Source organism: Nocardioides sp. LMS-CY (genome assembly GCF_018732145.1).
Taxonomy (GTDB): domain Bacteria; phylum Actinomycetota; class Actinomycetes; order Propionibacteriales; family Nocardioidaceae; genus Nocardioides; species Nocardioides soli.
Genome location: NZ_CP076104.1, coordinates 620,409 through 645,293 on the forward strand (window position 1 = coordinate 620,409; position 24,885 = coordinate 645,293).

The 24,885-nt window shown below is 71.5% G+C and carries 21 protein-coding genes; 14 read left to right on the forward strand and 7 right to left on the reverse strand.

Annotated elements, in window-relative coordinates:
* The first annotated feature begins 25 nt into the window (after positions 1–25).
* Complete coding sequence (locus tag KM427_RS03000; RefSeq protein WP_215526205.1) at positions 26–1,129, forward strand: ABC transporter ATP-binding protein; 1,104 nt, start codon at positions 26–28, stop codon at positions 1,127–1,129.
* Between the two features lie 45 nt (positions 1,130–1,174).
* Here KM427_RS03000 and KM427_RS03005 read toward each other — a convergent pair whose 3' ends face one another.
* Positions 1,175–2,467 (reverse strand): MFS transporter, encoded by a 1,293-nt coding sequence (locus tag KM427_RS03005; RefSeq protein WP_215526206.1) that lies wholly within the window; start codon positions 2,465–2,467, stop codon positions 1,175–1,177.
* Positions 2,464–3,450 carry a substrate-binding domain-containing protein gene (locus KM427_RS03010; protein ID WP_215526207.1) on the reverse strand — a complete coding sequence of 329 codons (987 nt, stop codon included), beginning with the start codon at positions 3,448–3,450 and terminating at the stop codon, positions 2,464–2,466. The genes KM427_RS03005 and KM427_RS03010 overlap by 4 nt, the downstream gene beginning before the upstream one ends.
* A 206-nt stretch (positions 3,451–3,656) precedes the next feature.
* On the opposite strand from KM427_RS03010, the gene KM427_RS03015 reads away from it, so the two are divergent.
* Together KM427_RS03015 and KM427_RS03020 are read left to right on the forward strand one after the other, a co-directional pair.
* On the forward strand, positions 3,657–4,460 hold the full coding sequence (locus KM427_RS03015; protein ID WP_183592552.1) for an FAD binding domain-containing protein: 804 nt from the start codon (positions 3,657–3,659) through the stop codon (positions 4,458–4,460).
* Positions 4,453–7,299: a molybdopterin-dependent oxidoreductase gene (locus KM427_RS03020; protein ID WP_183592553.1), complete on the forward strand. Its 2,847-nt coding sequence runs from the start codon at positions 4,453–4,455 to the stop codon at positions 7,297–7,299. The genes KM427_RS03015 and KM427_RS03020 overlap by 8 nt, the downstream gene beginning before the upstream one ends.
* Positions 7,300–7,375: 76 nt before the next feature.
* On the opposite strand, the gene KM427_RS03025 is transcribed toward KM427_RS03020, so the two are convergent.
* Positions 7,376–7,828, reverse strand: coding sequence for an SRPBCC family protein (locus KM427_RS03025; protein ID WP_215526208.1), 453 nt, complete (start codon positions 7,826–7,828; stop codon positions 7,376–7,378).
* A gap of 160 nt (positions 7,829–7,988) precedes the next feature.
* On the opposite strand from KM427_RS03025, the gene KM427_RS03030 reads away from it, so the two are divergent.
* Positions 7,989–8,654, forward strand: a complete 666-nt coding sequence (locus tag KM427_RS03030) for a GntR family transcriptional regulator (RefSeq protein ID WP_215526209.1) — start codon at positions 7,989–7,991, stop codon at positions 8,652–8,654.
* A 30-nt stretch (positions 8,655–8,684) separates the two neighbouring features.
* On the opposite strand, the gene KM427_RS03035 is transcribed toward KM427_RS03030, so the two are convergent.
* Positions 8,685–9,323 carry a GntR family transcriptional regulator gene (locus KM427_RS03035; RefSeq protein ID WP_215526210.1) on the reverse strand — a complete coding sequence of 213 codons (639 nt, stop codon included), beginning with the start codon at positions 9,321–9,323 and terminating at the stop codon, positions 8,685–8,687.
* 202 nt (positions 9,324–9,525) lie between these two features.
* Here KM427_RS03035 and KM427_RS03040 point away from each other — a divergent pair, with 202 nt between their 5' ends.
* The 8 genes from KM427_RS03040 to KM427_RS03075 all read left to right on the forward strand — a co-directional run bounded on the left by KM427_RS03040 (position 9,526) and on the right by KM427_RS03075 (position 20,126).
* A complete protein-coding gene (locus tag KM427_RS03040; protein WP_215526211.1) occupies positions 9,526–10,491 on the forward strand; it encodes a zinc-binding dehydrogenase in 966 nt (321 codons plus the stop codon).
* 281 nt (positions 10,492–10,772) lie between these two features.
* Positions 10,773–12,263, forward strand: coding sequence for an FAD-dependent tricarballylate dehydrogenase TcuA (gene tcuA, locus KM427_RS03045; RefSeq protein WP_183592558.1), 1,491 nt, complete (start codon positions 10,773–10,775; stop codon positions 12,261–12,263).
* 70 nt (positions 12,264–12,333) lie between these two features.
* A complete protein-coding gene (locus KM427_RS03050) occupies positions 12,334–13,722 on the forward strand; it encodes a dihydroorotase (RefSeq protein ID WP_183592559.1) in 1,389 nt (462 codons plus the stop codon).
* 34 nt (positions 13,723–13,756) lie between these two features.
* Positions 13,757–15,382, forward strand: coding sequence for a thiamine pyrophosphate-binding protein (locus tag KM427_RS03055; protein WP_215526212.1), 1,626 nt, complete (start codon positions 13,757–13,759; stop codon positions 15,380–15,382).
* An 11-nt stretch (positions 15,383–15,393) separates the two neighbouring features.
* Complete coding sequence (locus KM427_RS03060; RefSeq protein ID WP_215526213.1) at positions 15,394–16,743, forward strand: MmgE/PrpD family protein; 1,350 nt, start codon at positions 15,394–15,396, stop codon at positions 16,741–16,743.
* Positions 16,744–16,789: 46 nt separating this feature from the next.
* On the forward strand, positions 16,790–18,208 hold the full coding sequence (locus KM427_RS03065; RefSeq protein ID WP_215526214.1) for an aldehyde dehydrogenase family protein: 1,419 nt from the start codon (positions 16,790–16,792) through the stop codon (positions 18,206–18,208).
* The gene (locus KM427_RS03070) at positions 18,205–19,146 is read left to right on the forward strand and encodes an alpha/beta hydrolase (protein ID WP_215526215.1); all 942 of its coding nucleotides are present in this window, start codon (positions 18,205–18,207) and stop codon (positions 19,144–19,146) included. Before KM427_RS03065 ends, KM427_RS03070 begins: the two co-directional genes overlap by 4 nt.
* A complete protein-coding gene (locus tag KM427_RS03075) occupies positions 19,146–20,126 on the forward strand; it encodes an LLM class flavin-dependent oxidoreductase (RefSeq protein ID WP_183592564.1) in 981 nt (326 codons plus the stop codon). Before KM427_RS03070 ends, KM427_RS03075 begins: the two co-directional genes overlap by 1 nt.
* 103 nt (positions 20,127–20,229) lie before the next feature.
* Here the strand turns inward: KM427_RS03075 and npdG are convergent, their stop codons facing one another.
* From npdG to KM427_RS03090, 3 genes are read right to left on the reverse strand one after another with little or no spacing between them, the layout of a single operon-like run.
* Entirely contained in the window at positions 20,230–20,892 is a 663-nt protein-coding gene (npdG, locus tag KM427_RS03080) for an NADPH-dependent F420 reductase (RefSeq protein ID WP_215526216.1), read from the reverse strand.
* Between the two features lie 51 nt (positions 20,893–20,943).
* Positions 20,944–21,897, reverse strand: coding sequence for an electron transfer flavoprotein subunit alpha/FixB family protein (locus tag KM427_RS03085; protein WP_215526217.1), 954 nt, complete (start codon positions 21,895–21,897; stop codon positions 20,944–20,946).
* Positions 21,898–21,931: 34 nt separating this feature from the next.
* Positions 21,932–22,735: an electron transfer flavoprotein subunit beta/FixA family protein gene (locus tag KM427_RS03090; protein ID WP_215526218.1), complete on the reverse strand. Its 804-nt coding sequence runs from the start codon at positions 22,733–22,735 to the stop codon at positions 21,932–21,934.
* A gap of 172 nt (positions 22,736–22,907) precedes the next feature.
* Between KM427_RS03090 and tmk the strand changes: the two genes are divergently transcribed.
* Both tmk and KM427_RS03100 read left to right on the forward strand, forming a co-directional pair.
* Positions 22,908–23,561, forward strand: coding sequence for a dTMP kinase (gene tmk, locus KM427_RS03095; RefSeq protein WP_215526219.1), 654 nt, complete (start codon positions 22,908–22,910; stop codon positions 23,559–23,561).
* Between the two features lie 160 nt (positions 23,562–23,721).
* Positions 23,722–24,879, forward strand: coding sequence for a DNA polymerase III subunit delta' (locus KM427_RS03100; protein WP_215526220.1), 1,158 nt, complete (start codon positions 23,722–23,724; stop codon positions 24,877–24,879).
* The last annotated feature ends 6 nt before the right edge of the window (positions 24,880–24,885 follow it).

Here is a 24,885-nt window from a genome sequence, read left to right on the forward strand (position 1 = left end):
CGTGTGACAACGAAGGAAGAAGACCATGCTTGAGATCACTGGGCTGACGAAGGTGTACGCCTCGAAGCAGAAGCAGCGGTTCGGCCGGGAGCGTGCCGTCGACAGGGTCAGCCTGACCGTCGGCCAGGGCGAGTTCTTCACGCTGCTGGGGCCGTCCGGCTGCGGGAAGACCACGATGCTGCGCAGCGTCGGCGGCCTCGAGTCGCCGACCGAGGGGACCATCGTCGTCGACGACCGGACGCTGTTCTGCTCCGACCAGGGCGTGGACGTGCCCGCCAACAAGCGGCACCTGGGCATGGTCTTCCAGTCCTACGCCATCTGGCCGCACATGTCCGTGTTCCAGAACGTCGCCTACCCGCTGATCTCGGGACGTCGCAAGACGCCCGCCGCCGAGGTCAAGGAGCGGGTCGGGGAGACGCTGGAGATCATGGGGCTGGGCGATCTGGCCAGCCGCGGCGCGACCGACCTCTCCGGCGGCCAGCAGCAGCGACTCGCGCTGGCCCGGGCCCTCGTCTACCGGCCGCCGCTGCTGCTGCTGGACGAGCCGCTGTCGAACCTGGACGCCAAGCTGCGGGAGAGCATGCGCAAGGAGCTGATCCGGCTGCAGCGCGAGCTCGGGCTCACGGTCCTCTACGTGACGCACGACCAGGACGAGGCCCTGGCGATGTCCAGCGTCGTCGCGGTCATGAGCGAGGGTCGCGTGGAGCAGCTCGGCACGCCCCGGGAGATCTACGAGAAGCCGACGAACTGGTTCGTCGCGGACTTCATCGGCTCGGCCAACTTCATGGAGGGCGGCATCGTCGGCCGGGGCGAGGGGGCCGACGAGGTCGTGGTCGAGACGCCGCTGGGCCGGCTGGCGGCGACCGGGAACGGCGTCGACGCGGCGTCCGACGCGAAGGTCAACGTCATGGTGCGGCCGGAGCGGATCCGGGTCTCGCTGGAAGCCGGGGGCACCGGTCAGCAGGGTGTGGTCCGCAACGCGGTCTACCAGGGCGACGTCATCGACTACGACATCGAGGTCCGTGGCGCGCTGCTGCGGATCAAGAGCGGCCCCGACCTGTACGTCACCCCCGGCACGGAGGTGGCGGTGCGGGTCACGGACCAGCGCTGCGTCCTCGTGGGGGACTGACCCGGCCCGTCCGGATCCCGCATCGGTGACTCCGCGACCGCCAGCTCAGGCGTCCGGCGCCGCGGCCCGCACGCGTCCCTGGTCCCGGAACCCGGCCAGCCGCCGGCCCGTCCAGATCGTGGCGGCCCCGAGCAGCACGCCCGCCACGGGGAACGCGGCCGCCAGGCCGATCGTGACGGAGAGGGCACCGAAGACCAGCGGCTGGACGACCTGGGCGGACCGGTTGGCGAGCATCCGCAGGCCCACGGCCGTGCCGCGGTTGGTCGTCTCGCGGCCGGCGAGCAGCTGGACGGTGATCGGCGGGTTCGCTCCCAGGCCGACGCCGATCATCAGCGCGGCGGCCACCAGGAAGGCCGGGCTGGTGGTGATCGGGGTGACGGCGACACCGAGCACCGCCAACCAGGTGCTCCAGATCAGCGGCCGGACGATGCCGAACCGGCGGACCAGCCCGCCGAGCACCATCCGGACGGCCAGGGACGAGACGCCGATGCAGGAGAGCAGCACGCCGATCAGGGCGATGCCGACCCCGTGCCCCTCGAGATAGAGCGGGTAGAAGGACGTGCGCAGCGACTGGACGAAGATGTTGACGAAGCTCGAGGCCATCACGCCGATGACGACGGCGTTGGAGAGCGATGCGCGCAACGCGGTGAGCATGCCGACCCTCCGTTTCGCGTCGCGCTCGGCCGGCGGGCGGGGCTCGACCTCGCGCAGGCTGGCCGGCACCAGGAAGCCCGCGGCGGCCGCGGTGAGGATCATGGCGAAGCAGACCACGTTGAGCAGTTGGAACCCGATCGCGGCGTACAGCCAGGCGACCGCGACCGGGCCGGCGGCCAGGCCGACGCCCCAGGAGAGCGAGAAGAGCGAGAGCTGGCGCTCGGCGTGCCGGCCGTCGCCGACCCGCGTGATCATCTCCTGCAGCACCAGCCAGACCCACATCTGGAACAGGCCCTGGACGAACATCAGCGCCGCCATCGCGAGGACCGAGGTGGTGACCACGAAGCCGCCGATGGTGATGGCGAGCCCGACCATCGACACGATCAGCACCCGTCGGGAGTCGAACCGGTCGAGCAGGTAGCCGCTGGGCACCGCCAGCACGAGCCCGGCGACCGAGGAGCCGGCGACGGCGATGCCGATGACGAGGTCGGAGGCGCCGAGATCCCCCATCCGCAGGGGGTAGAAGAGCCGGACCGACTGTGGCGCCAGCCAGTAGATCAGCGTGCCGAAGGAGACCCAGGCCCACCGCGACCGCAGCCCGGCGGAGTCGAGCAGCCGGCCCGCCAGGCCCGGTGCCGTCACGGCGCCTCGGGGTCGCCGGTCCGCATCGGTGGTCTCGCTCACCGGCGCACGTAGCGCGGCGGCTCTTGCATCGTGGTCGGGTGGAAGATCTCCTCGAGCGTGAGCGGCTCCGGCAGGATGCCCTGCTCGACCGAGTAGCGGATCAGCGTCTCGACCGCCGTCCGGGACCCTTCCGCGTCGTAGCCGAACGGATCCTCCCCCATCAGCGCCACCTGCTGCTCGTAGGCGTCCTGCGCCCAGGCCAGGCAGATCTTGCGGGGGTCCTTGATGGCGTCCAGCGCCAGGTCCTTGGAGGCGCGGAACGCGCGCAGCACCTCGTAGGGCAGCCAGGCGTTCTGGTCGACGATGTCGCGGCGCACGGCCACCGTGTGCATGACCGGGAAGATCCCGGTGTTGGTGAAGTACTCCACCTCGGCGGCGCGCGCGTCGGTGAAGAGCCGACGCAGGCCGCCCGGTGTGCCCAGTACGGCGGGGGTCTCGGGATAGATCAGGGCGTCGATCTCGCCCCGGCAGGCCAGGTCGACGATCGAGGTTCCCGGGGCGACCTGGTGGATGCGGTACGCCGCGGGCAGGTTCTCCATGCCCGCGGTGTCGGCGTCCTGGATGACCCACTCCACGCTGCCCAGGTCCAGTCCGTAGTGGTCCTGGAGGATGCCCCGGGTCCACACGCCGGCGGAGTTCGTCCAGGTGCGCAGGCCGATCCGCTTGCCGTTGAGCGCGCTCGGCGCCGCGATCGGGGAGCCCTCGGGCACGAAGACGAACGAGTGCCGGAAGCGGCGGTGCGGGAAGGCCGGGACGGCCACGAACTCACCGGGCTGCCGGGCCTGGATCGACAGGAGGGCCCCGAAGGACACCTCGGACACGTCGAACTCTCGCCGCCGGAACATCCGCCAGTGCCGCTCCGGGGAGGAGAACGTCAGGGCGCGGGTCTCGACGCCCTGGATGCCGACCGCACCGGTGAGCAGCCCCCGGTTCAGGTCCGAGTCGCCCAGCGCGAGGCTCAGGCTCAGCAGTGACTTTCCCATGGCAGAGCTCACTCCTTGCTTCCTTCTCGCTCACTCCCTGCCCGTCCCGGTGGCTCCCCGGGCCCGTCCGGGCAGATGATTGTCCTGGCTAACTAACGCCGTCGAGGCAGAATGTACACGATGGGATACAGGGCGTCGCCGACCGATGATTCGGCGGCCGACCTTGGTGTACGCTCGCATACATTCATGTCTGATCGACCCGCGAGGTGATTCCGCTGCTCCCGACGTTCCGACTCTCGCGGCCGGCCACGCTCCCCGAGGCCTTCGACCTGCTCGCCGACGACGGCATCGCCTACGTCGGCGGCACCGAGCTCGTGGCCGCCATGCAGCTGGGGCTGGTCTCGCCGGCCCACCTCGTGGACCTGAAGCGGATCCCCGCGCTCGGCGGGATCCGGCTCGAGGGAGAGGTGCTGGTCATCGGTTCTGCGGTCCGGCATGTCGAGGTTGCGGACTCCGAGCTCGTACGTCGCTCGGCCCCGATCCTCGCTCGGGCCTGCGCGGAGCTGGGCAACGCCCGCGTGCGCGCGACGGGCACCGTCGGCGGCAATCTGTGCTTCGCCGACCCGCGCTCCGACGTGGCCACCGCCCTCTTCGCGCTCGGTGCGCGGGTGCGGCTCCGCTCCGCCGACGGCGAGCGGGTGCTGCCGATCGACGAGTTCGTCCTCGGTGCGATGGACGTGGACCTCGACGAGGGAGAGCTGCTCGACTCGGTGCTCGTCCCGGTGACCGTCGCGCCCCAGGTCTACCTGCGGCACCAGCCGACCGAGTACCCCACGATCGCGGTTGCGTTGGTCTCCGACCCGGAGGGCCTGCGGGTCACGGTCGGCGCGGTCGGGGAGATCCCGCAGCGCTTCGCCGCCCCGTCGCTCGACGAGCTGGACGTCGAGGCGATCCTCCCCGAGCTGGAGGTCATCGAGGACCTCAACGGCTCGGAGTCCTACAAGCGCCACCTGGTGGGTGTGTTCGTCCGTCGCGCCGCTGCCGAGCTGAAGGAGTCGAACGATGCCTGAGGAGACCTACGACGAGACGGTCGTCTCCACGACCGTCAACGGCCGCCGGATCAAGAAGCGCGTCGAGAACCGCCTGACGCTGGCCGAGTTCCTCCGCGAGAAGGAGGGCCTGCGCGGCACCAAGGTGAGCTGCGAGTCCCAGGTCTGCGGTGCGTGCACCGTGCTGGTCGACGACCGCCCGGTCAGCTCCTGCACGGTCCTGGCCGTCGAGGCGGACGAGGCCGAGGTGACCACGATCGAGGGCCTGGAGACCGAGGCGGGGCTGGACCCGGTCCAGGCGGCGTTCGCGGACTGCACGGCGCTGCAGTGCGGCTACTGCACCCCCGGCTTCATCATGTCGACGAAGGCGCTCCTGGCCACGAACCCGAGCCCGACCCGGGAGGAGATCGAGCACGAGCTCGAGGGCAACCTGTGTCGCTGCACCGGGTACCTGCCCATCATCGAGGCCGTCGAGCAGGCCGCCGCGCGGCTGGCCGGGACCTACGACCCGGACGCCGCGCACCGCCCGTACGCCGGCCACCTCAAGGAGGACGGCGAGCCGTTCCGCTACGTCGGGCGGTCGATCGAGCGGGTGGATGCCGGGGTGAAGGTGACCGGCCGGGCACGCTACGCCATCGACACGCCGTTCCCCGACACGACGCACGCCGTCGCGGTGCGCTCCGACCGGGCCCACGCGACGATCCTCGGCATCGACGTGAAGGTTGCCCTCGACGTGCCCGGCGTCGTGGCCGTCGTCACCGCCGAGGACCTCGACGGCCTCTATCCGCGCTTCGGGCACATGGTCCCCGACCACGCCATCATCGCCGCGGGGAAGGTGCGCTACTACGGCGAGCCGGTCGCCCTCGTGGTGGCCGAGACCCGCCACATCGCTCGCGACGCGGCCCGGCTGGTGGAGGTCCGCTACGAGGACCTGCCGGCCGCGATGGACGCCGAGGCGGCTCTCGCGCCCGCGGCCCCGGTCATCCACGAGGACGCCTACAGCGGCGAGGCGGTGAACCAGGTCGCGATCACGCGCACCGAGGACGAGCCCAACGTCGCCAACACGATGCACCTCGGCTGGGGCGACGTCGATGCCGCCTTCGCGGAGGCCGACCTCGTCGTCGAGACCGAGACGTTCCATCCCGCGCTCTACGCCTATGCGATGGAGCCCTACAACTCCAGCGCCCGGTTCGCCGACGGCTATCTGGAGGTCACGAGCACGGCCCAGCATCCGTTCATGGTGATCAAGGACCTCGCGCGCGTCTTCGACCTCCCGCACAGCAAGGTCCGCGTCTCGGTGCCCTACATCGGCGGTGGCTACGGATCGAAGTCCTACACCAAGATCGAGCCGCTGACCGCGGTCGCCGCCTGGGTGACGCAGCGTGCGGTGAAGCTCGACCTCAGCATCGAGGAGTCGATCTACACGACCCGCGCCGACGCGGCGCGGACCAGGGTGCGCAGCGCCTTCCGGAAGGACGGCAGGCTGCTCGCCCGCGACGTCGACATCGTCATGGACACCGGCGCCTACGTCGACAACAGCGCGACGGTGCTCTCCAAGGCCGTCGCGCGCTGCTTCGGTCCGTACTCGATCCCGAGCCTGCGGGTCCGTGGGCGGCTCGTCTACACCAACACGGTGCCGGCGTCGTCGTACCGGGCGCTCGGGGCCTTCCAGGTCAACCTGGCCGCGGAGACCAACATGGACCAGGCGGCCGAGCAGCTCGGGATCGACGCCGCGGACCTGCGTCGGATCAACCTGGTGCCCCGCGGTGAGCGCTTCATCGAGGGCAAGCGGCCGATGGACACCGACCTGGTCGACGACTTCGACCAGATGATGGCGCGGGTGCGCGTCGAGCCGCGCGAGGGGGTGCTGCAGGCCGTCGGCTTCGGCGTGGGCGCCAACGAAGGCGGTGCGTACCCGACCTCCACGGCCCAGGTGAAGATGTCGCCCGACGGCTCAGCGCTGGTCCTGAGCGGCTCGACGGAGATGGGTCAGGGCAGTCGCTCGATCCTCACCCAGATCGCCGCCGAGGAGCTCGGGCTCGACATCGCGAAGGTCCGGGTCTTCCAGTCCGACTCCGCCGGGACCTCCTTCGAGCGGACCACCGGCGGCAGCCGGACCACCACGATGACCGGCCTGTCGGTCCAGCGCGCCTGTCGCGACATCGTCCAGCAGCTGCTCGCCATGGCGGCCACCGTCTGGGAGTGTCCGGTCGACGACGTGCGGCACGTCGGCGACCGCATCGTCCACGCCGACGGCCGCAGCGAGGAGTTCGGCCCCCTGATCAAGAAGTGGTACGGCGGTGGCGGCGGCGAGATCACCGGACGCGGCACGGTGCGGCGTGAGGGCGAGCTGCAGGTGCAGCCGTCCTTCTGGGAGATCGGGATGGTCGCCGTCGCGGTGGACATCGACCCCGAGACCGGCGTGACCAAGGTCGACCAGCTCGTCACCATGGCCGACGTCGGCTTCGCCATCAACCCGATGGGGGTCGAGGGCCAGGACGTCGGCGCGGCACTCCAAGGCATCGGCGGCGGGCTGAGCGAGGAGCTCGTCTACGAGGGCGCCCAGCTGCGCAATCCGAACCTCGTCGAGTACCGGGTGCCGCACATCGGCGATGCTCCCCGTCGCTGGGACTCCGTGATCGTCGAGCGCCGCGACGGCACCGGGCCCTACGGTGCGAAGGGCGGTGGCGAGGGCGCCCGGATCCCCATGGGCGGTGCGATCGCCTCGGCGGTCGCGCGGGCGACCGGGGTCTGGCCCACGGAGCTGCCACTCACGCCGGAGCGGGTGTGGCGCCTGATCCAGGAGGGTGAGGCGGCCCGGGCGGAGGCGGCCGGCGGCTCCGCTCCCGAGGCGGACTGACCGCACCCGGCCGGTCCGGCCCGACGGCGCATGGGAGAGCCCCCGACCGGACTCCGGTCGGGGGCTCTCCCACTCCCTAGGCGGCGTCCTTGCCCAGGTTCGTGAAGAACTCCTGGACGATCTTGTCGCCCTTCCTGCGGATGGTGCTCGAGCCGAGCGTGGCCGCCGACCCGCTGATGCCGTACCGGCCCGCGACGGTGACGCCGGTGGCGCTCTCGCCCGGGCTCATCGTCACCGTGGCGTCGATGACGATCCGGGACCCGACCTGCCGGTCCTCGCCCTCGGCGTGGACGACGATCCGTTGGCCCTCGGTCTTCTCGGTCACGCGGATGTCGAGATCCGCCTTGAGCTTGAACATGCCCACCTTGTCCTGCATGACCGCCCGGTAGTGTGCCAGCTCCGCGACCGTCGTGGCGTCGTGCAGCACGCTGATCCAGCCGACCAGCCGCGGCACGTCGGTGATGAGCGACCACACCTCGTCGGGAGTGCCGTTCACCTGGACGGTCTGCTCGAAGTCGAACTCGGCCATGGGTCCATCTCCTGTCGTCGGGTGCCGCCGACTCGCGCCCCTTCGGGGGCGGCCGGCGTGGCTCGGGAGTAAAGTATGCGATGGTATGCAGTCATGCAACCGGCCTCCATCCGCACGGCCGTCGCGACGCCCGCGGGCTCGCGGCGGAGGCGGAGGCGGAGTGAGGCTCACCGGGTCGGAGGCGCCGAAGATGTCGTGGTCGATCTACGAGGCTCTGCGCGACGAGATCGTCGGTGGGGAGCTCCCCGCCGGGAGCGCGCTGCGGGAGCGGGCGCTCGCGGACCGGTTCGGCACCAGCCGGACGCCGATCCGCGAGGCCCTGCGCCGACTGGAGCAGGACGGCTGGGCCGAGCGCGGTCCGCGCGGGATGCGGGTGCGCCTGGTGAGGCCGGAGGAGCTCCTCGAGATCTACGAGGTCCGGATCGCGCTCGAGGCGGCCGCGGGCCGAGCCGCCGCCGAGCGGCGTACGGAGTTCGACCTGCTGCGTCTCCAGCGGCTGCACGAGGCGATGGTCACCTCGGACGTCGGCGACTCGATCCGACTCGCGGAGCTGAACCTGAGGTTCCACGAGTACGTCTGGAGTGCGAGCCACAACCCGTCGCTGGACCGGATGCTGCGGCAGCTCAACGCCCGCCTGCGGCCCTATCGCGGCGCCACGCTCGCCCACGGCGGCGATCAGTGGCGGGTGGTGCTCGCCGACCACGACGGCATCCTGGCGGCGATCCGCCGCGGTCGGAGCGGGGAGGCGGCCACCCTGGCGGAGCGGCACATGGCAGGCGTGCGGAACAAGCGCCTGCAGATCTACGCCGAGCGTGCCGACATCTGAGGCGGGGCCGGCGGGGGCCGGCCGGTGGGGCTAGACCGTGTCGTCGCTCATCTCGGCGTACATCAGCAGTCGGACGTTGCGCGCCGCGGTCATGTGCGCCTCGGCGATCTCGGCGGCGCGGTCGGCGTCGCCCTCCCGGATGGCGTCGAGGAGCGCGGCGTGCTCCTCGAGCGCCGTCTTCCAGCGGTCGCCGTGGGTCAGCGTGGTGCCGCGATAGCGCAGGAGGTAGGAGTTCAACCGGGTCAGCACGTCGATGAGGGTCGAGTTGTGGCTGGTGGCCCAGAGCATCTCGTGGAACCGCCGGTTGATCGCCTCCATGGTCTGGGCGTCGCCGGGCTCGGTCTTGACCATGTTCTCGTGCAGCTGCTCCAGGCGTGCGACGTCGAGCGGCGTGCGCCGGGTCGCGGCGGCGCGGGCGGCGGCGGTCTCGAGGAGGATGCGGACCTCGTAGATCTCCAGGATCTCGTTGGGACTGCGCTCGCGCACCCGCATGCCGCGCGCGGCGCGCTCCACCAGGCCGTCCTGCTCCAGGCGGCGCAGGGCCTCGCGGACGGGGGTCCGGCTGATCCCGAAGTCCTCGGCGAGCGCGATCTCGGTGAGGCGCTCACCGGGCGGGATGTCGCCGCTCACGATCCTCTGGCGCAGTTGCTCATAGACACCAGCGGCCATGGGCACCCCTTTCCGTCCGCCGGGCTCCGCGCTCGGCGGAGGTGGCCACGTCGTCGAGACGTCTCGACGCACCCTATCCGGCGCGAGACACCTCTGATGTATCACGTGTGTCCGAGAATATCCGACCGATTGCTTTCGTGCACCGTCGCATGCTCTAGCATGCAAAAGGATCGACAGCAGCGGAGTCGGGAGGAGTGGCAGCGTGTGGGCGTACCGCGTCGTCGCCCCCGGCCGGCTCGCGGAGGAGGTGGCGGACGAGCCCACGGAGGCCTCGGTCGGCGAGGGTGAGGTCGTGCTCCGGATGCTCGCCGGCGGGATCTGCGGCAGCGACCTCCCGAAGTTCGCGGGGACCAAGGACCTCGGGGCCGGCGAGTACGGCGAGAACCTCCCCGGCCGCCTGGGTGCGCCGCTCCACGAGGTCGTGGGCGTGGTCGAGATCACGCGCCATCCGGAGCTGCGGGTCGGCGACCGGGTCGTCGGCTGGGCGAGCCGCTCGGACGGCCTGGCGGAGCGGGTGATCAGCGATGGTGACCGGCTCCGGCCCTATCGACCGTCGCTGGCACCCGGCGACGCGGTGGTGATCCAGTCCCTGGCCTGCGTCATCGAGGCCCTGGGGCGGGTGCCGATCGCGGGTCGTGACGTCGCGATCATCGGCCTGGGGCCGATCGGGCTGCTCTTCGCCCACGTGGCGCGTGCCCGGGGTGCGCGCCACGTCGTCGGCGTCGACCTCGTCGATCGCGCCGACGCGCAGGTCCCGTTCGGTCTCGACGAATGCGTCCACGCGGACAGCGGGGCCTGGGCCGAGTCCGCCGCCGACCGCCCGCCGGACCTGGTCGTCGAGGCGGTCGGGCACCAGACGGCGACGGTGGACCATGCCCTCCGGGCGGTCGCCGTCGGCGGCACCGTACTGTGCTTCGGCATCCCCGACCAGGACGTCTACCCCGTGGACGTCGAACGGCTGATGCGCAAGAGCCTGACCCTGATCGGCGGGGTCACCCGCTTCCACGCCCGGGCGCTCACGTCGGCCGACGACTATCTCCACGAGCACGCGGCGCTCCCGTCCGCCCTGGTCACCCACCGCTTCGGGCGCGCCGACCTCCAGCGGGCCTACGAGACGGCGGCCCGGCCGGCCAGCGGCCGGCTCAAGGTCGTGCTCGACCTGTCCTGAGCGGCGTGGGCCCGGCCGGCGGTGCGGGCACGGGTGCCGCGGTCCGGAGGGTCCGCTGCGGATGCCTGCTCGGACCCGGGCCCGAGCGGTCGCCGCGTCCTCGCCTCGGGCCGGTGCCCCGGCCCGAGGAGTCGCCGACACATCGGCGCGGTCGTCGATTGCGGACCGATGTATGCTCTTGTATCCAGAGCGGAATCTAGCTACCTTGTCTGCCGGAACGGATCGGTCTCGGCCCTCGCGCTTCCCGAGCTGTCACGGCTGTCCCAGAAGGGTTTTGATGCATGAACGAGAAGTACGACGTCGTCGTCGTCGGGGCCGGCAACGCCGCCCTCTGCGCGGCGCTCTCGGCGCACGACCACGGTGCGCGGGTCCTTGTTCTTGAGGTCGCGCCCGAGCGAGAGCGTGGCGGCAACACGGCGTTCACCGCCGGTGCGATGCGAGTCGCGTACCGCGGCGTGGAGGACATCCTCGAGCTGTGCCCCGACCTCACCCCGGAGCAGATCGAGACCACCAACTTCGGCACCTACGACGCCGACCAGTTCTACGACGACCTCTGCCGGGTCACGGAGTACCGGACCGACCCCGAGCTCGCCGACATCATCGTGCGCAACTCGTTCGAGACCCTCAAGTGGATGCGCACCAAGGGGGTCAAGTTCAACCCGATCTACGGGCGCCAGGCCTTCAAGATCGACGGCAAGTTCAAGTTCTGGGGCGGCCTGACCATCGAGACCTGGGGCGGCGGCCCCGGCCTGGTCGACTCCCTCTCCGCCGCCGCGGCCGCCGCCGGCATCGAGATCCGGTACGAGACCCGGGCGATCGAGCTGCTGGAGCGCGACGGCACCGTCGTCGGCGTGAAGGTGCGCAAGGGTGGCGTCGTCAGCGAGGTCGAGGCCAGCGCCGTGATCCTCGGCGCGGGCGGCTTCGAGGCGAACCCGGAGTGGCGCACCCGCTACCTCGGCCAGGGCTACGACCTCGCCAAGGTGCGCGGCTCGCGCTTCAACATGGGCGACGGCATCAAGATGGCGCTGGACCTCGGGGCGCTCCCGTGGGGTCATTGGTCCGGGGCCCACGCGGTCGGCTGGGAGCTCAACGCGCCGCCGTTCGGCGACCTCGCCGTCGGCGACGGGTTCCAGAAGCACAGCTACCCGTTCGGCATCATGGTCAACGCCAACGGTGAGCGGTTCGTCGACGAGGGTGCCGACTTCCGCAACTACACCTACGCGAAGTACGGCCACAAGATCCTGGCCCAGCCGCAGCAGTTCGCCTGGCAGATCTTCGACCAGAAGGTGATCCACCTGCTCCGTGACGAGTACCGCATCAAGCAGGTCACCAAGGTCGCCGCGAACACCCTCGAGGAGCTGGCCGCGAAGCTCGAGGGCGTCAACGCCGAGAACCTGCTGAAGACCCTCCGCAAGTACAACGACGCCGTCGCCACCGACGTCCCGTTCAACCCCAACGTGAAGGACGGGCGTCGTACGGTCGGGCTGGACATCGACAAGACCAACTGGGCCAACACCCTCGACGAGGGCCCGTTCGAGGCCTACGCGATCACCTGCGGCGTCACCTTCACCTTCGGTGGCCTGCGGATCACCCCCGAGGCAGAGGTCGTCTCGACCAGCGGTGAGCCGATCCCCGGCCTGTTCGCCTGCGGCGAGCTGGTCGGCGGCATCTTCTACTTCAACTACCCGGGCGGCTCCGGCCTGACGAACGGCTCGGTCTTCGGGCGGATCGCCGGCGCCTCGGCCGGCGACTTCGTCAAGCAGCACGCCTGACCCGGCGTCCTTCCTGTCCCTCCGGTCCGTGACGTGAGCGGGCCATCTTCCAACCTAGGAGAGCATCACCGTGGTAGCTAATGAGTACGACCTGGTCCTGAAGTCGTCGGTCATCCTCACCCCCGAGGGCCGCGTGAACGGCCAGATCGCCGTCAAGGACGAGAGGATCGTCGCGATCCTGGGCGCCGACGAGCCGGTGGCCGCGACCAAGGTGATCGACGCGGGCGACAAGCCGGTGATCCCCGGCCTGATCGACACCCACGCCCACTTCCGTGACCCGGGCTACACCCACAAGGAGGACTACTACCACGGCACGATCGCCGCTGCCGCCGGTGGCGTGACCACGGTCTTCGACATGCCGAACGTCGACCCGCCGACCACGACCGCCGACCGGCTGAAGGCGCACCTCGAGAACGCCCAGTCGAAGGCCGTCGTCGACTTCGGCCACAACGCCTCCGGCGTCGTCCCCGAGAACATCAAGGCGCTCGCCGACGCGGGCGCGACGGCGTTCAAGGTCTGGATGATGAAGGACATCGGCCGCGACTACCCGCACCCTCCGGGCACCTCGCTGACCAACGACGCGGTCCTCTACCGCGTGTTCGAGGAGGTCGCCGAGACCGGCCTGCCGCTCTACATCCACCCGCACAACCACGACCTCTACGAGCTGTTCGTCCAGCGGTCGCAGCAGCAGTGGGGCATGGACTTCCGCTCCTATGCGCGCGCCCTGCGCGGCGGCCGCGGCGTGGTCCTGAACACCGCGATCGCCACCATCCTGGAGATGCAGCGCTCGGTGGGCACCAAGCTCCACGTGCTGCACCTGTCGACCGAGGCCGGCATCAAGATGGTCGCCGAGGCCAAGGCGGAGGGCCGCGACGTCACCGCCGAGGCCAACCCGTTCGCGATGTTCGTGACCAACGACTGGGACAAGATCGAGCGCCACGGTCCCTTCACGCTGGGCTTCTGGGTGCCCGAGGAGGACAACCCCTACATGTGGAAGGCCGTCCAGGACGGCACGATCGACGTCGTCGGCTCCGACCACGGCCCACACACGCGTGAGGAGAAGGAGGTCGGCTGGACGGACATGTACACCGCTCCGGGCGGCAGCCCGATGATCGAGCAGTACCTGCGACTGCTGCTCACCGAGGTCAACAGCGGACGCCTCACGCTCGAGCGCGTCGTCGAGCTGTGCTGCTACAGCCCGGCGAAGCTGACCGGCTACTACGGCCGGAAGGGCGCCATCGTTCCCGGCGCCGACGCCGACCTCGTGGTCCTCGACATGGACCACGAGGAGGTGCTGCACGCCGAGCACTCGCACTACATGTGCGGGTGGATGTCGGCCGAGGACCTGCCCTCGAAGGGCCGCCCGCAGATGACGGTCCTGCGCGGCCGGGTGATCATGGAGGACGGCAACGTCACGGCCGAGAAGGGCTCCGGCCGGCTGCTGCGTCCCCAGCGCTGATCGTCTCCCACCTCCTCAGAAAGGAACTGCTCCCGTGACTGAGCCGACGCCCGCATCCGGGCCGGTATCGACCGCCGACGTCGTGGCGCTGGGCCTCGCGGCCTCGGGCGTCAAGCAGATCTTCGCCTACCCGGGCGACCCGATCATCGAGCTGATGGAGCGGGCCCGGGTCCACGAGATCGACGTGGTCCTCGCCCGGCGCGAGGGCACCGCCGCCTTCATGGCCGAGGGCCTCGCGCAGGCGACGGGCCGAGTCGGCGTCTGCCTGTCGACCCTCGGGCCCGGCTCGAGCGCGCTGGTCAACGGCGTCGCCGCCGCCACGGTCGACCGGGTGCCGATGCTGGCGCTGTCCGGCCAGATCGAGTCGTCACGGGAGCAGTTCTTCACCCACCAGGTGATCGACCACAAGCTCATGTTCTCGCCCATCACCAAGTGGGCGGGCCGCATCGAGCCCGGGTCGGCGGCCACCACCCTCCGCAAGGCGCTCGCCACCGCCACGGCCGAGCGGCCGGGCGCCGTACACCTGACGATCGCGGGCGACGTGAGCGCGCAGCCGGCCACGGACGCCGACTTCGTGCCGCCGCCCGTGGATGCAGTGGTGCGGACCTTCGGGGTCCGTGGCGGCGACGACCCGGTGCGGACCGTCGAGGCCGCCCGCCGGCCCGTCATCCTCGCCGGGATCGGTGCCGCCCGGGCCGGCGCGACGGACGCGCTGGTGGCGTTCGCCGAGCGGGCGAGCATCCCCGTCGTGGTCGCACCGATGGCCAAGGGCGTCTTCCCCGAGGACCACGACCTCTTCGCGGGCGTCCTCGACATGGCCTGCAACCAGGTGCTCTGGCAGCTGCTGGGCGACGCCGACCTGATCGTCACCGCCGGGTTCGACGCGGTCGAGCTGATCAAGCCGTGGTCGCTGAGCACCCCGGTGCTGCACGTCGACTCGCTGAGCAACTCCGACCAGATCTACCAGGCCGCGACCGAGTGCGTCGGCGACATCGCCGCGATCTACTCCTGGTTCGCCGAGGAGTGGCGCGGCGAGCCGCGCTGGTCGGCGGCCGAGGTCGCGGCCCACCGCACGACGCTGCGCGAGTCGTACTACGCGGGACGCGTCTCCGGCCGGATGAACCCGACGGACGTCGTCGACGTCGTCCGGAGCTCCTTCCCGCGAGGCACCATCGCCAGCACCGACGTGGGATCGCACAAGCTCCTGGTCGGGCAGGGCTGGACGACGTACGCCCCGCGGGAGCTGCTGATGACCAACGGCCTGTCGTCGATGGGCTTCGGGCTCCCGGCCGCGATCGCGGCGCAGTACGCCTTCCCGGACCGGCAGGTCGTCGCGATGGTCGGTGACGGCGGGTTCGCGATGACCGCGACCGAGCTCCGGCTCGCGGCGGCGCTCGGGCTCGGGCTCGTGGTCGTCGTCTTCGTCGACGGCAGCCTCAACCGCATCGAGCTCAAGCAGATGGTGAAGGACTACCCGAGCACCGCGACCCGCATCGAGGACACCGACCTGGTGCAGCTGGCGTCGTCGATGGCGTGCGACGGCGTGCGCGCCGACTCGGTGCCGGAGCTGGAGAAGGTGCTCGCCGACGCCCGCGACCTCAGCCGGCCGCTGGTCGTCGAGGCGCGGATCGACCCGAGCCAGTACGAGTCGCAGTTCTGAGAGGAGGCAGCGTGATCGTCCACGACTTCGCGGAGTTCGCGGTCGCTCGCCGTGCCGGTGCGCTCCCGCCCGAGGTGATGCACGGCGCGAAGCGGGCCCTGGTCGACTGGTTCGGCGCCACCGTGGCCGGCAGCGCCACCGAGGCCGGGCGGCGGATCCGGGCCGGGCTCGACTTCGGGACCACCGGCGGGACCGCCCGCCTGGTCCCCGACGGCGCGTGGACCGACCCGCGCACCGCGGCGCTGGTGAACGGCACCGCCTCCCACGTGGTGGAGATGGACGACATCTTCCGGGACGGGATCTACCACCCCGGCTCGCCGACGGTCGCGGCTGCGCTCGCGACCGCCGAGCACGTCAACGCCTCCGGTGAGGCGCTGCTGCGGGCGATCGCGATCGGCTACGAGATCTCCTGTCGGACCGCCGCCGCCATCCAGCCGGCGCACTACGCCTACTGGCACACGACCGGCACGGTCGGCACCCTGGGTGCCGCGGCCGCCACCGCCGAGCTGCTCGGCCTGGACGCCGACCGCTTCGCGCACGCGCTGGCCAACGCCACCACCACGGCGGCCGGTCTCCAGCAGGCCTTCCGCTCCGAGGCGATGGGCAAGCCGCTGCACGCCGGCCACGCCGCCGACGCCGGCATGGTCGCGGCCTTCGCGGCGCGCGAGGGCTTCACCGGCGCATGGGACATCCTCGAGGGGCCGGCCGGGTTCGGCGCGGCGATGTCGGACCAGCCCGACTGGCAGGCGGCCGTCGCCGCCCTGGGCACCAGCTGGGCCGTCACCCAGCAGACGGTGAAGAACCACTCCTGTTGCGGGCACACCTTCGCGGCGGTCGACGCCGCCCTCGAGCTGCGCGCGGCCGGGGTGCGCGCCGACCAGATCGACCGGGTGCTCGTGGAGACCTACCGCACGGCTCTCGAGGTCGCCGGCAACGAGAAGCCGACGACCGAGTTCGAGGCGAAGTTCAGCCTCGCCTACACGGTCGCCGCCGCGTTCGAGGTCGGCTCGGTCCGGCTGGCGTCCTTCACCCCGCGCTGGCTGGAGGACGAGGGCCTGCGCGAACTCGTCGGCCGGGTCGACGCCGCGGTCTCGGAGGACTTCGACCGGCTGTTCCCTCAGCAGCGGGCCGCCCGCGTGCGGGTCACCCTCAAGGACGGGACCAGCGAGGAGCGGGTGCGCCACACCCGGCACGGCGACCCCGACGACCCGCTCACCGACGCCGAGCTCGACGACAAGTTCACCGAGCTGGTCGCCCACGTGCTGGGCGCCGAGGCCGCGACCGCCCTCGGCAGGACCCTCTGGTCGATCGAGGCGGCGGCCGACGTGGGCCCGGCACTGCAGGGAGCGGCCCCACGGTGACGAGGCGGCGACCGGACCAGATGTGGCAACGACGAAGGACGGGCAGATGAGACAGGCACGGCTGCTGATCGACGGAGCATGGGTCGACGGCGCGTCGACCAGCGAGCTCCGCGACAAGTACGACGGCTCGGTGGTCGCCGAGGTGCACGAGGCCGACCGGGAGCAGGTCGAGAGGGCCCTGGCCGCCGTCGCCGAGGCACAGGCGACGGTCGACTTCCCCCACTACCGGCGCTACGAGGTGCTGACCAGGGCGGCCGCGCTGCTGCAGCAGCGCGGCGACGTGGTCGCCGCGATCGTCGACGACACGGGCTTCACGGTGGCCGACGCGGAGCGCGAGGTCGGCCGCGCCGTGCAGACGCTGACGATCTCCGGCGAGGAGGCCAAGCGCATCCACGGTGAGATGGTCCCGCTCCACGGCGCCCCGGGCGCCGACGGCCGGTTGGCCTTCACGGTGCGGCACCCCGTCGGCGTGGTCGCCGCCATCACGCCGTTCAACTCGCCCCTGAACACCGTCGCGCACAAGGTCGCGCCGGCGCTCGCTGCCGGCAACGGCGTGGTGCTCAAGCCCGCGGCGTACACGCCGCTGAGCGCCGGCATCCTCGTCGAGGTGCTGTTGGAGGCGGGGCTCCCGCCCGAGCTGCTGGCGGTCCTCAACGGCAGCGGCTCCACGGTGGGCGAGTGGCTGCTGCAGAGCCCGGTGCCGGCGTTCTACGCCTTCACCGGCAGCACCGAGGTCGGCCGGCATATCCGCGCCGCCGTGGGGCTGCGCAAGACGCAGCTGGAGCTCGGCAGCCTGGCGAGCACCATCGTCTGCGCCGACGCCGACCTCGACCGCGCGGCCACGGCCTGCGTGGGTGCGGCCTTCCGGAAGGCCGGCCAGGTCTGCACCTCGATCCAGCGGCTGTACGTCGAGCGCGGTGCCCTCGACGACTTCGCGGGCAGGCTGGCCGCCGAGCTCGGGGGTCGCGTCGTCGGCGATCCGCGTCAGCAGGGTGGCTTCGTCGGCCCCGTCATCAGTGCCAGGGACGCGGACCGCATCGAGTCCTGGATCCAGCAGGCGCAGCAGAAGGGCGCCGACGTGGTCGCCGGCGGCACCCGCGACGGACAGGTGATCGCGCCGACCGTCCTCGCGAACGTCGACCCCGCCGCCGACGTGTTCTCCCAGGAGGTCTTCGGCCCGGTGGTCAACCTGGTGCCCTTCGACGACTTCGACACGACGCTCGACGACGTCAACGACACGCCGTACGGCCTCGCCGCGGGGATCTTCACCCGTGACATCGGGCGGGCGCTGCAGGCCGCCGAAACTCTCCGGATGGGCTCGGTCCACATCAACGAGACGTCGAGCAGTCGAGTCGACCTGATGCCCTACGGCGGCGTGAAGGAGAGCGGCGCGGGAGTCGAAGGACCCCGCTACGCGATCGAGGAGATGACCGAGCAGCGACTCGTGACGATGGGACGACCGTGAAGACCGAGAGCATCGAGTTCTACAGCGGCCCCGACCGGGTCCGCGCCATCTGGCGGACCCCGGAGGGCCCCGGCCCGTTCCGGGCGATCGTGCAGGGCCCGGGCTGGCTCGGCCTGAAGGACGCCAAGGACTACCTCCGCTACCACGAGGGCTTCACCGACGCCGGCTTCGGCGTCCTCTCGATCGACTACCGCGGCTTCGGCGACTCCGAGGGGGAGCGGGGGATCGTGAACCCGACCCACCAGCTCGAGGACCTCATCAACGCGGTCACCTACCTGACCACGCGTGAGGACGTCGTGGCCGGTGCGATCGGCGCGTTCGCGACGGGCGGCACCGGCGGCGGCAACGTCGTGATGCTGGCGGCGTACGACGAGCGGGTCCGCGCCGTCGTCAGCCAGTTCCCGGTCGCCGACGGTGCGGACTGGCTGCACCGCATGCGCAACGAGTGGGACTGGGTCGAGTACAAGAAGATGCTCGAGGAGGACCGGCGACAGCGCGTGCTCACCGGTCAGAGCCGGATGATCCACCCGCGCAACGAGATCATGGTGCAGACGCCGGAGCGGCTCGGCTCGGACTTCAAGAGCGACGTCGACAAGAAGATCCAGATGTCGGTGCCGGCGTCGATGGTCGACCCGCTGCTCCGCTACCGGCCGATCGACGCCGCCCGCGGACTCGAGACCCCGCTCATGGTGGTCACCGTCCAGGACGACGCGACCACCCCGACCGACCATGCCACCGCGATCTTCGAGGCGGCCGCCGGCCCGAAGCGGCTGCTGGTGCAGCGCGACACCGGCCACTACACGGCCTACGCCAAGTACGCCGACGTCGTGATCCCCGAGATCGTGAGCTGGCTCGACGCCTACGTCCGGCCGCTCGGCGGCGTCATCGTCAAGGACGAGAGCACCGCCTCGTCCCCGTTCAGGAACCTAGGAGAGTAATGCGCACCGGACTTCTGCTCCCTCACTTCGGCGAGCACGCCGACCCCGAGAAGATCGTCAAGGGGTCCCAGCTCGCGGAGCGGCTCGGCTTCGACTCCGTCTGGGTCCGCGACCACCTGCTCTTCGAGCCGCACGGCGAGTTCGAGAACCCCGACACCACCTTCTACGAGGCGCTGACGACGCTGACGGCGATCGGCGCCTCCACGAGCAGGCTGACCCTGGGCACGGGTGCGCTGATCCCGTTCCGCCACCCGCTGGTGCTGGCGCAGCAGGTCGCCACCATGGTGAAGCTCTTCGGGCCGCGGGTCATCCTCGGCATGGGGTCGGGCAACTTCGACCACGAGTTCGAGGCGGTCGGCCTCGGCGGCGTTCCGCGCCCCGAGCTGGTGATCGACAACTTCAAGATCCTGCGCGAGATGTGGGAGAAGGACGGCGTCGGCTGGGACGAGGCGCCCTTCTCCTTCGCCGACGCCTCGCAGTCGCCCAAGCCCGGAGCCGACGCCGTTCCCCTGTGGTACTGCGGCACGACCCCGAAGTCGGCGCGCCTCGCCGCCGAGTTCGGCAACGGCTTCCTGCCGGGCCGGATCGGCATCGACACACTGCGCAAGCGCATCGCGCTGCTGCGCGAGCAGGCCGAGCTGCACCAGCGGCCGATGTCCACGGTCGGCATCATCCCGACGACGTCGGTGGCCGCCTCGCGCGAGAAGGCCCTGGCCCGGATCAACGTGCCCGGCCTGCTGCAGTGGGCCAACAACGCGCCGTTCTGGGTCAAGCCCGCGTCCGGCCGGTTCGAGACCGTCGAGGACCTGGCCGGCGTGCTGATCTACGGCACGCCCGACGACATCGTCGAGCAGGCACTGGAGCTCAAGGAGGCCGGCCTCGACCACCTGGCCTTCGACTTCAGGCTGTCCTTCCCGGAGTGGGAGGAGCAGATGCAGATGCTCGGCGAGGAGGTCCTGCCGCGTCTCGCCGACGCCTGAGCAAAGCAGACAGCCGGAGTGGACAAGGGCGTCCACTCCGGCTGTCTTCTCTCGTTGGTCGGTCGCTACGTCGTGGCCGGGTGCACCGACCGGGCCGCCGGGATCAGTGGCCGAGGCCGGCGATCGCGACCCCCGAGTGGGTCCGGTACCTCTTGTTGATCGAGATCAGGACGGCGGTCAGGGGCTCGAGCTGGCGGGCGAGCCGCAGGCTGCCGGCGTCGACGCCCGGCCGGCCCGTGACGGCGATCGCCAGGTCCATCACGACGGTCTTCGCCTCGGCGTCGTCCCCCACGACGAGGACGTCCTGGGTCGACAGGTCGGCGTCCGGGTCGATCAGCGAGACCGCGGACAGGTGGTGGAAGGAGCCGACGACCTGCGCGTCCGGCACCAGGGCGGCGGCCCGCTCGGCGGCGCTCTCGCCGCCGAGGTCGAGCCCGAACGGTCCGTGCTTGTCGAAGCCGAGCGGGTTCACGCAGCTGACCACCACCTTCCCCGCCAGCTCGTCGGCGAGGGAGGCGACCAGCTCGTCGTGGCCGTCGAAGGGGATCGCGAGCACGACGACGTCGGCCACCGCGGCGGCTCCGGGGTTCGAGTCACCCCGGAGCCCGGTGCCGGCCAGGGTGCCGAGGTCGGCCGCGGCGGACGCCGCGCGCCCGGCGTCGCGGGAGCCGAGCGTGACGTCGTGGCCGGCGGTCGCGAACCGGTAGGCCAGGCCTCGTCCCTGCGGGCCCGTGCCACCCACGATGGCGATCCTGCGTCTGTCCATGTCGAGCTCCTTCGGTGTCGGTGTCGGTGTCGGTGTCGGTGGCGAGAGGCCTCAGGCCCGGCGGCGCCGGATCTCCTCGGTCACGGCGGGCAGCACCGTGTGCAGGTCGCCCACGACGCCGAAGTCGGTCAGCTCGAAGATGGGGGCCTCCTCGTCCTTGTTGACGGCGACGATCGTCTTCGAGGTCTGCATGCCGGCCCGGTGCTGGATCGCGCCGGAGATGCCGTTGGCGACGTAGAGCTGGGGGGAGACGACCTTGCCGGTCTGGCCGACCTGGAAGGTGTGCGGCTTCCAGCCGGAGTCGACCGCGGCCCGCGAGGCCCCGACGGCGGCGCCGAGCTCGTCGGCCAGTGCTTCGACCGCGGTGAAGTCACCCCCGGTGCCCCGGCCGCCGGAGACGATGATCGCGGCCTCGGTGAGCTCGGGCCGGCCGGTCGCCTGGCGCGGCTGGGTCGCGACGATCTGCGCGGTCCTGGCGGCGTCCGAGATGTGCGCCGCGAACGGCACGACCGTGCCGGCGCCCGCGGCCTCGACGGGGGCGACCGAGTTGGGCTTGACCGTGATGATCGGTGTGCCCTTCGTGACCCTGCCGGTCAGCGTGTAGTTGCCCGCGAACGCGCTCTGGACCGCCGCGCCGTCCTCGGTGACGTCGATCGCGTCGGTGATCAGGCCCGAGTCGAGCTTGACCGCCAGTCGCCCGGCCACCTCCTTGCCCTCCGCGCCGGACGGGATCAGGATCGCGGCCGGCTCGACCTGTCGGGCCAGCTGCGCGAGCGCCTCCGCCGTGGGGGCTACCAGGTAGCCCTTGATCGGGGAGTCGTCGACGACGTGGACCCGCTCCGCGCCGTACGCCCGCACCGCCTCGGCCACCCGCGCACCGGCGTCGGCGGCGCCGATGAACACCGCCGCGGGCGTGCCGAGCCGGGCCGCGAGCGTGAGCAGCTCGAACGTGGACCTCTTGACCGCGCCATCGACGTGGTCGACCAGGACGAGTACCTCGGACATCCTTGCTTCTCCCTACCTCTCGAGCCGTGCTCGCTCAGATGAACTTCTTCGACGCCAGGAAGTCCGCGAGCGCCGCGGCGCTCGAGCCGTCCTGGTCGGTGACCATCTCGCCGGCGGCGCGCGGGGGGCGTGCGGCCGCCTCCTCGACGGTCGTGTACGCCGCGGCCAGGCCGACGGCGCTCGCGTCGAGTCCGATGTCGGCCAGCGACCAGGTCTCCAGCGGCTTCTTCTTCGCGGCCATGATCCCCTTGAATGAGGGGTAGCGGGCCTCGCCGGACTGGTCGGTCACCGAGAGCACCAGCGGCATCGTGCCGCCGATCACCTCGGTCGCGGCGTCGGTGTCGCGCTTGATCCGGACCTGGTCGCCCTGGCTCTCGACGACGGAGGCGAGCGTGACCTGCGGCAGGCCGAGGCGCTCGGCCAGCATCGCGGGCACGACCGACAGGCCGGCGTCGGTGGACGCCATCCCGCACATCACCACGTCGACCGGCGCGGCCTCGCCGAGCCTCTCGGTGGCCCGGGCCAGCACCAGCGAGGTCGCCAGCGCGTCCGAGCCCGCGATCGCGTCGTCGCTCACGTGGACGGCCCGGTCGGCGCCCATCTGCAGCGCCTTGCGGGCCGCCTCCGCCGCCTGCTCCGGGCCGACCGTCAGTGCGGTCACCACGACCTCCTCGCCGTCCGCGCGCTTCTCCTTGATCTGGAGCGCCTGCTCCACGGCGTACTCGTCCAGCTCCGAGAGCAGGCCGGCGACCCCGACCCGGTCGACGGTGAGGTCCGGCTCGAACCGCCGGTCGGCGGTCGCGTCCGGGACATGCTTCACGAGCACGACGATGTTCATGGCAGGCGCCCTTCCGATAGAATGTGCGCAACAGGATACATCTGCACACAATATGCCGCCATCGACCACCCTTCCGGCCGGGAGGCCGGTGGGTGCGGGCCACTAGGGTGTACGCCGTGACCCCACCCGACGGAGCCCCTCGCTTGGCCCACGTCTGCGCGGGGGTCTCCGGATGAGCAGTCGGCTCGGGGTGTACGCCGAGGCGGGCGTGTTCGTGTGCTTCGAGGGTGGCGAGGGCTCGGGCAAGTCCACGCAGTCGCGGCGGCTGGCGGCCTGGCTGGCGGAGTCGGGCTACGTCGCGATCTCGACGTTCGAGCCGGGCGACACCGAGGTCGGCCGCAAGCTCCGCGAGATCGTGCTCAGCCCCGAGACCGGGGAGATCTCCGACCGCACCGAGGCGCTGCTCTACGCCGCCGACAAGGCCGAGCACGTCGACACGGTCGTGCAGCCGGCGCTGGATCGCGGCGCGGTGGTGATCACCGACCGCTACGTCGACTCGATGCTGGCCTACCAGGGCGCCGGACGGGCGCTCGACCTCGGCGAGGTCGAGGAGGTCGCGCGCTGGGCGACCCACGATCTGCGACCACACCTGACGGTCGTGCTCGACCTCGAGCCCGAGCACGGCCTGGGCCGGTTCGAGGAGCGCGACCGGATCGAGGGTGAGTCGCTGGAGTTCCACCAGCGGGTGCGCGCCGGGTACCTGCGGATGGCCGCGGCCGACCCCGCCCACTACCTGGTGCTCGACGCGCGCGCCGACGTCGACGAGATCACCGCGCAGGTGCGGGCGGCGATCGCCCCGTTGCTGCGGCAGGCGGTGCGCCGATGAGCCGGCCGTGGGGCGGTGTGTCAGCAACCGTTCCGCCGTCCCAGACGGTTGCCTGCTCACCGCCGCCCGGCGCGGCACGCGGGCAGCGGTGCGTCAGCAACCGTTCCGCCGTCCCAGACGGTTGCCTGCTCACCGCCGCCCGGCGGCAGGAGGTGCGGCGATGACCACCGTCTGGGACTCCCTGGTCGGCCAGCACCGTGCGGTCGAGGCCCTCTCGGCCGCGGCCGAGGGCCGCGGCATGAGCCACGCCTTCCTCTTCACCGGACCGCCCGGATCGGGCCGGTCCAACGCCGCGGTCGCGTTCGCCGCGGCGCTGCAGTGCCAGGAGCAGCCGCCCGGTTGCGGCACCTGCCACGCCTGCCACACCGTGCTGGCCGGCAGCCACGCCGACGTGGCCGTCGTGCGCACCCAGGGCCTCTCGATCGGCGTCAAGGAGGTGCGCGACCTGGTCCGCCGCTCCGCGCTCGCCCCGGTCGGCCGCGGCTGGCAGATCGTGATCGTCGAGGACGCCGACCGGCTCACCGAGCAGGGCGTCAACGCCCTCCTCAAGGCGATCGAGGAGCCCGCCGAGCGGACGGTGTGGATGCTCTGCACGCCGACCGTCGAGGACGTGCTCCCGACGATCCGCTCGCGCTGCCGCCTCGTCACGCTGACGACCCCGAGCACCGCCGACGTCGCCGACTTCCTCCGGCGCACCGACGGGGCGAGCGAGGCGCTCGCGTCGTACGCCGCCCGCGCCAGCCAGGGCCACATCGGCCGGGCCCGGGCGCTCGCCCGCGACGAGGCGACCCGCGACCGGCGCCGCGAGGTCGTCGCGATCCCGGTCTCGCTGACCTCGCTGGGCGCGTGCATGAGCAAGGCCGCCCGGCTCGCCGAAGTGACCAAGGAGGAGGCCGACGCGATCACCTCCGAGCTCGACGCCCGCGAGAAGTCCGATCTCGACACGGCGTACGGCGTGGTCGAGCGCGGCCGCCGCCCGCGCGAGTACGCCCCCGCCCTGCGCGAGCTCGAGAAGGAGCAGAAGTCCCGCGCCAAGCGCCGCCACCTCGACGTGGTCGACCGCGGCCTGATGGACCTGGTCTCGGTCTACCGCGACGCGATCGCGGTCTCGGCCGGTGCGCCCGGGCCGCTGGTCAATGAGGAGATCCGCGGCGACATCCAGCGGCTCGCCGATACCGGCACCCCCGAGGGGCAGCTGCGCCGGATCGCCGCGATCTTCGAGGCCCGTGAGCAGATGCTGGAGTTCAACGTCCAGCCGGCGCTGGCCCTGGAGTCGATGATGCTCGCGTTGGTCGCCCCCGAGGTGCGCGGCCGGTGATCCACC

Bases quoted from the DNA above. Each gene is read 5' to 3' on its own strand.
- KM427_RS03065 (WP_215526214.1), top strand. From the start codon at position 16,790: ATGAGACAGGCACGGCTGCTGATCGACGGAGCATGGGTCGACGGCGCG.
- KM427_RS03035 (WP_215526210.1), bottom strand. From the start codon at position 9,323: ATGGCCGCTGGTGTCTATGAGCAACTGCGCCAGAGGATCGTGAGCGGC.
- KM427_RS03100 (WP_215526220.1), top strand. From the start codon at position 23,722: ATGACCACCGTCTGGGACTCCCTGGTCGGCCAGCACCGTGCGGTCGAG.
- npdG (WP_215526216.1), bottom strand. From the start codon at position 20,892: ATGGACAGACGCAGGATCGCCATCGTGGGTGGCACGGGCCCGCAGGGA.
- tcuA (WP_183592558.1), top strand. From the start codon at position 10,773: ATGAACGAGAAGTACGACGTCGTCGTCGTCGGGGCCGGCAACGCCGCC.
- KM427_RS03090 (WP_215526218.1), bottom strand. From the start codon at position 22,735: ATGAACATCGTCGTGCTCGTGAAGCATGTCCCGGACGCGACCGCCGAC.
- KM427_RS03085 (WP_215526217.1), bottom strand. From the start codon at position 21,897: ATGTCCGAGGTACTCGTCCTGGTCGACCACGTCGATGGCGCGGTCAAG.
- KM427_RS03010 (WP_215526207.1), bottom strand. From the start codon at position 3,450: ATGGGAAAGTCACTGCTGAGCCTGAGCCTCGCGCTGGGCGACTCGGAC.
- tmk (WP_215526219.1), top strand. From the start codon at position 22,908: ATGAGCAGTCGGCTCGGGGTGTACGCCGAGGCGGGCGTGTTCGTGTGC.
- KM427_RS03020 (WP_183592553.1), top strand. From the start codon at position 4,453: ATGCCTGAGGAGACCTACGACGAGACGGTCGTCTCCACGACCGTCAAC.
- KM427_RS03000 (WP_215526205.1), top strand. From the start codon at position 26: ATGCTTGAGATCACTGGGCTGACGAAGGTGTACGCCTCGAAGCAGAAG.
- KM427_RS03025 (WP_215526208.1), bottom strand. From the start codon at position 7,828: ATGGCCGAGTTCGACTTCGAGCAGACCGTCCAGGTGAACGGCACTCCC.
- KM427_RS03075 (WP_183592564.1), top strand. From the start codon at position 19,146: ATGCGCACCGGACTTCTGCTCCCTCACTTCGGCGAGCACGCCGACCCC.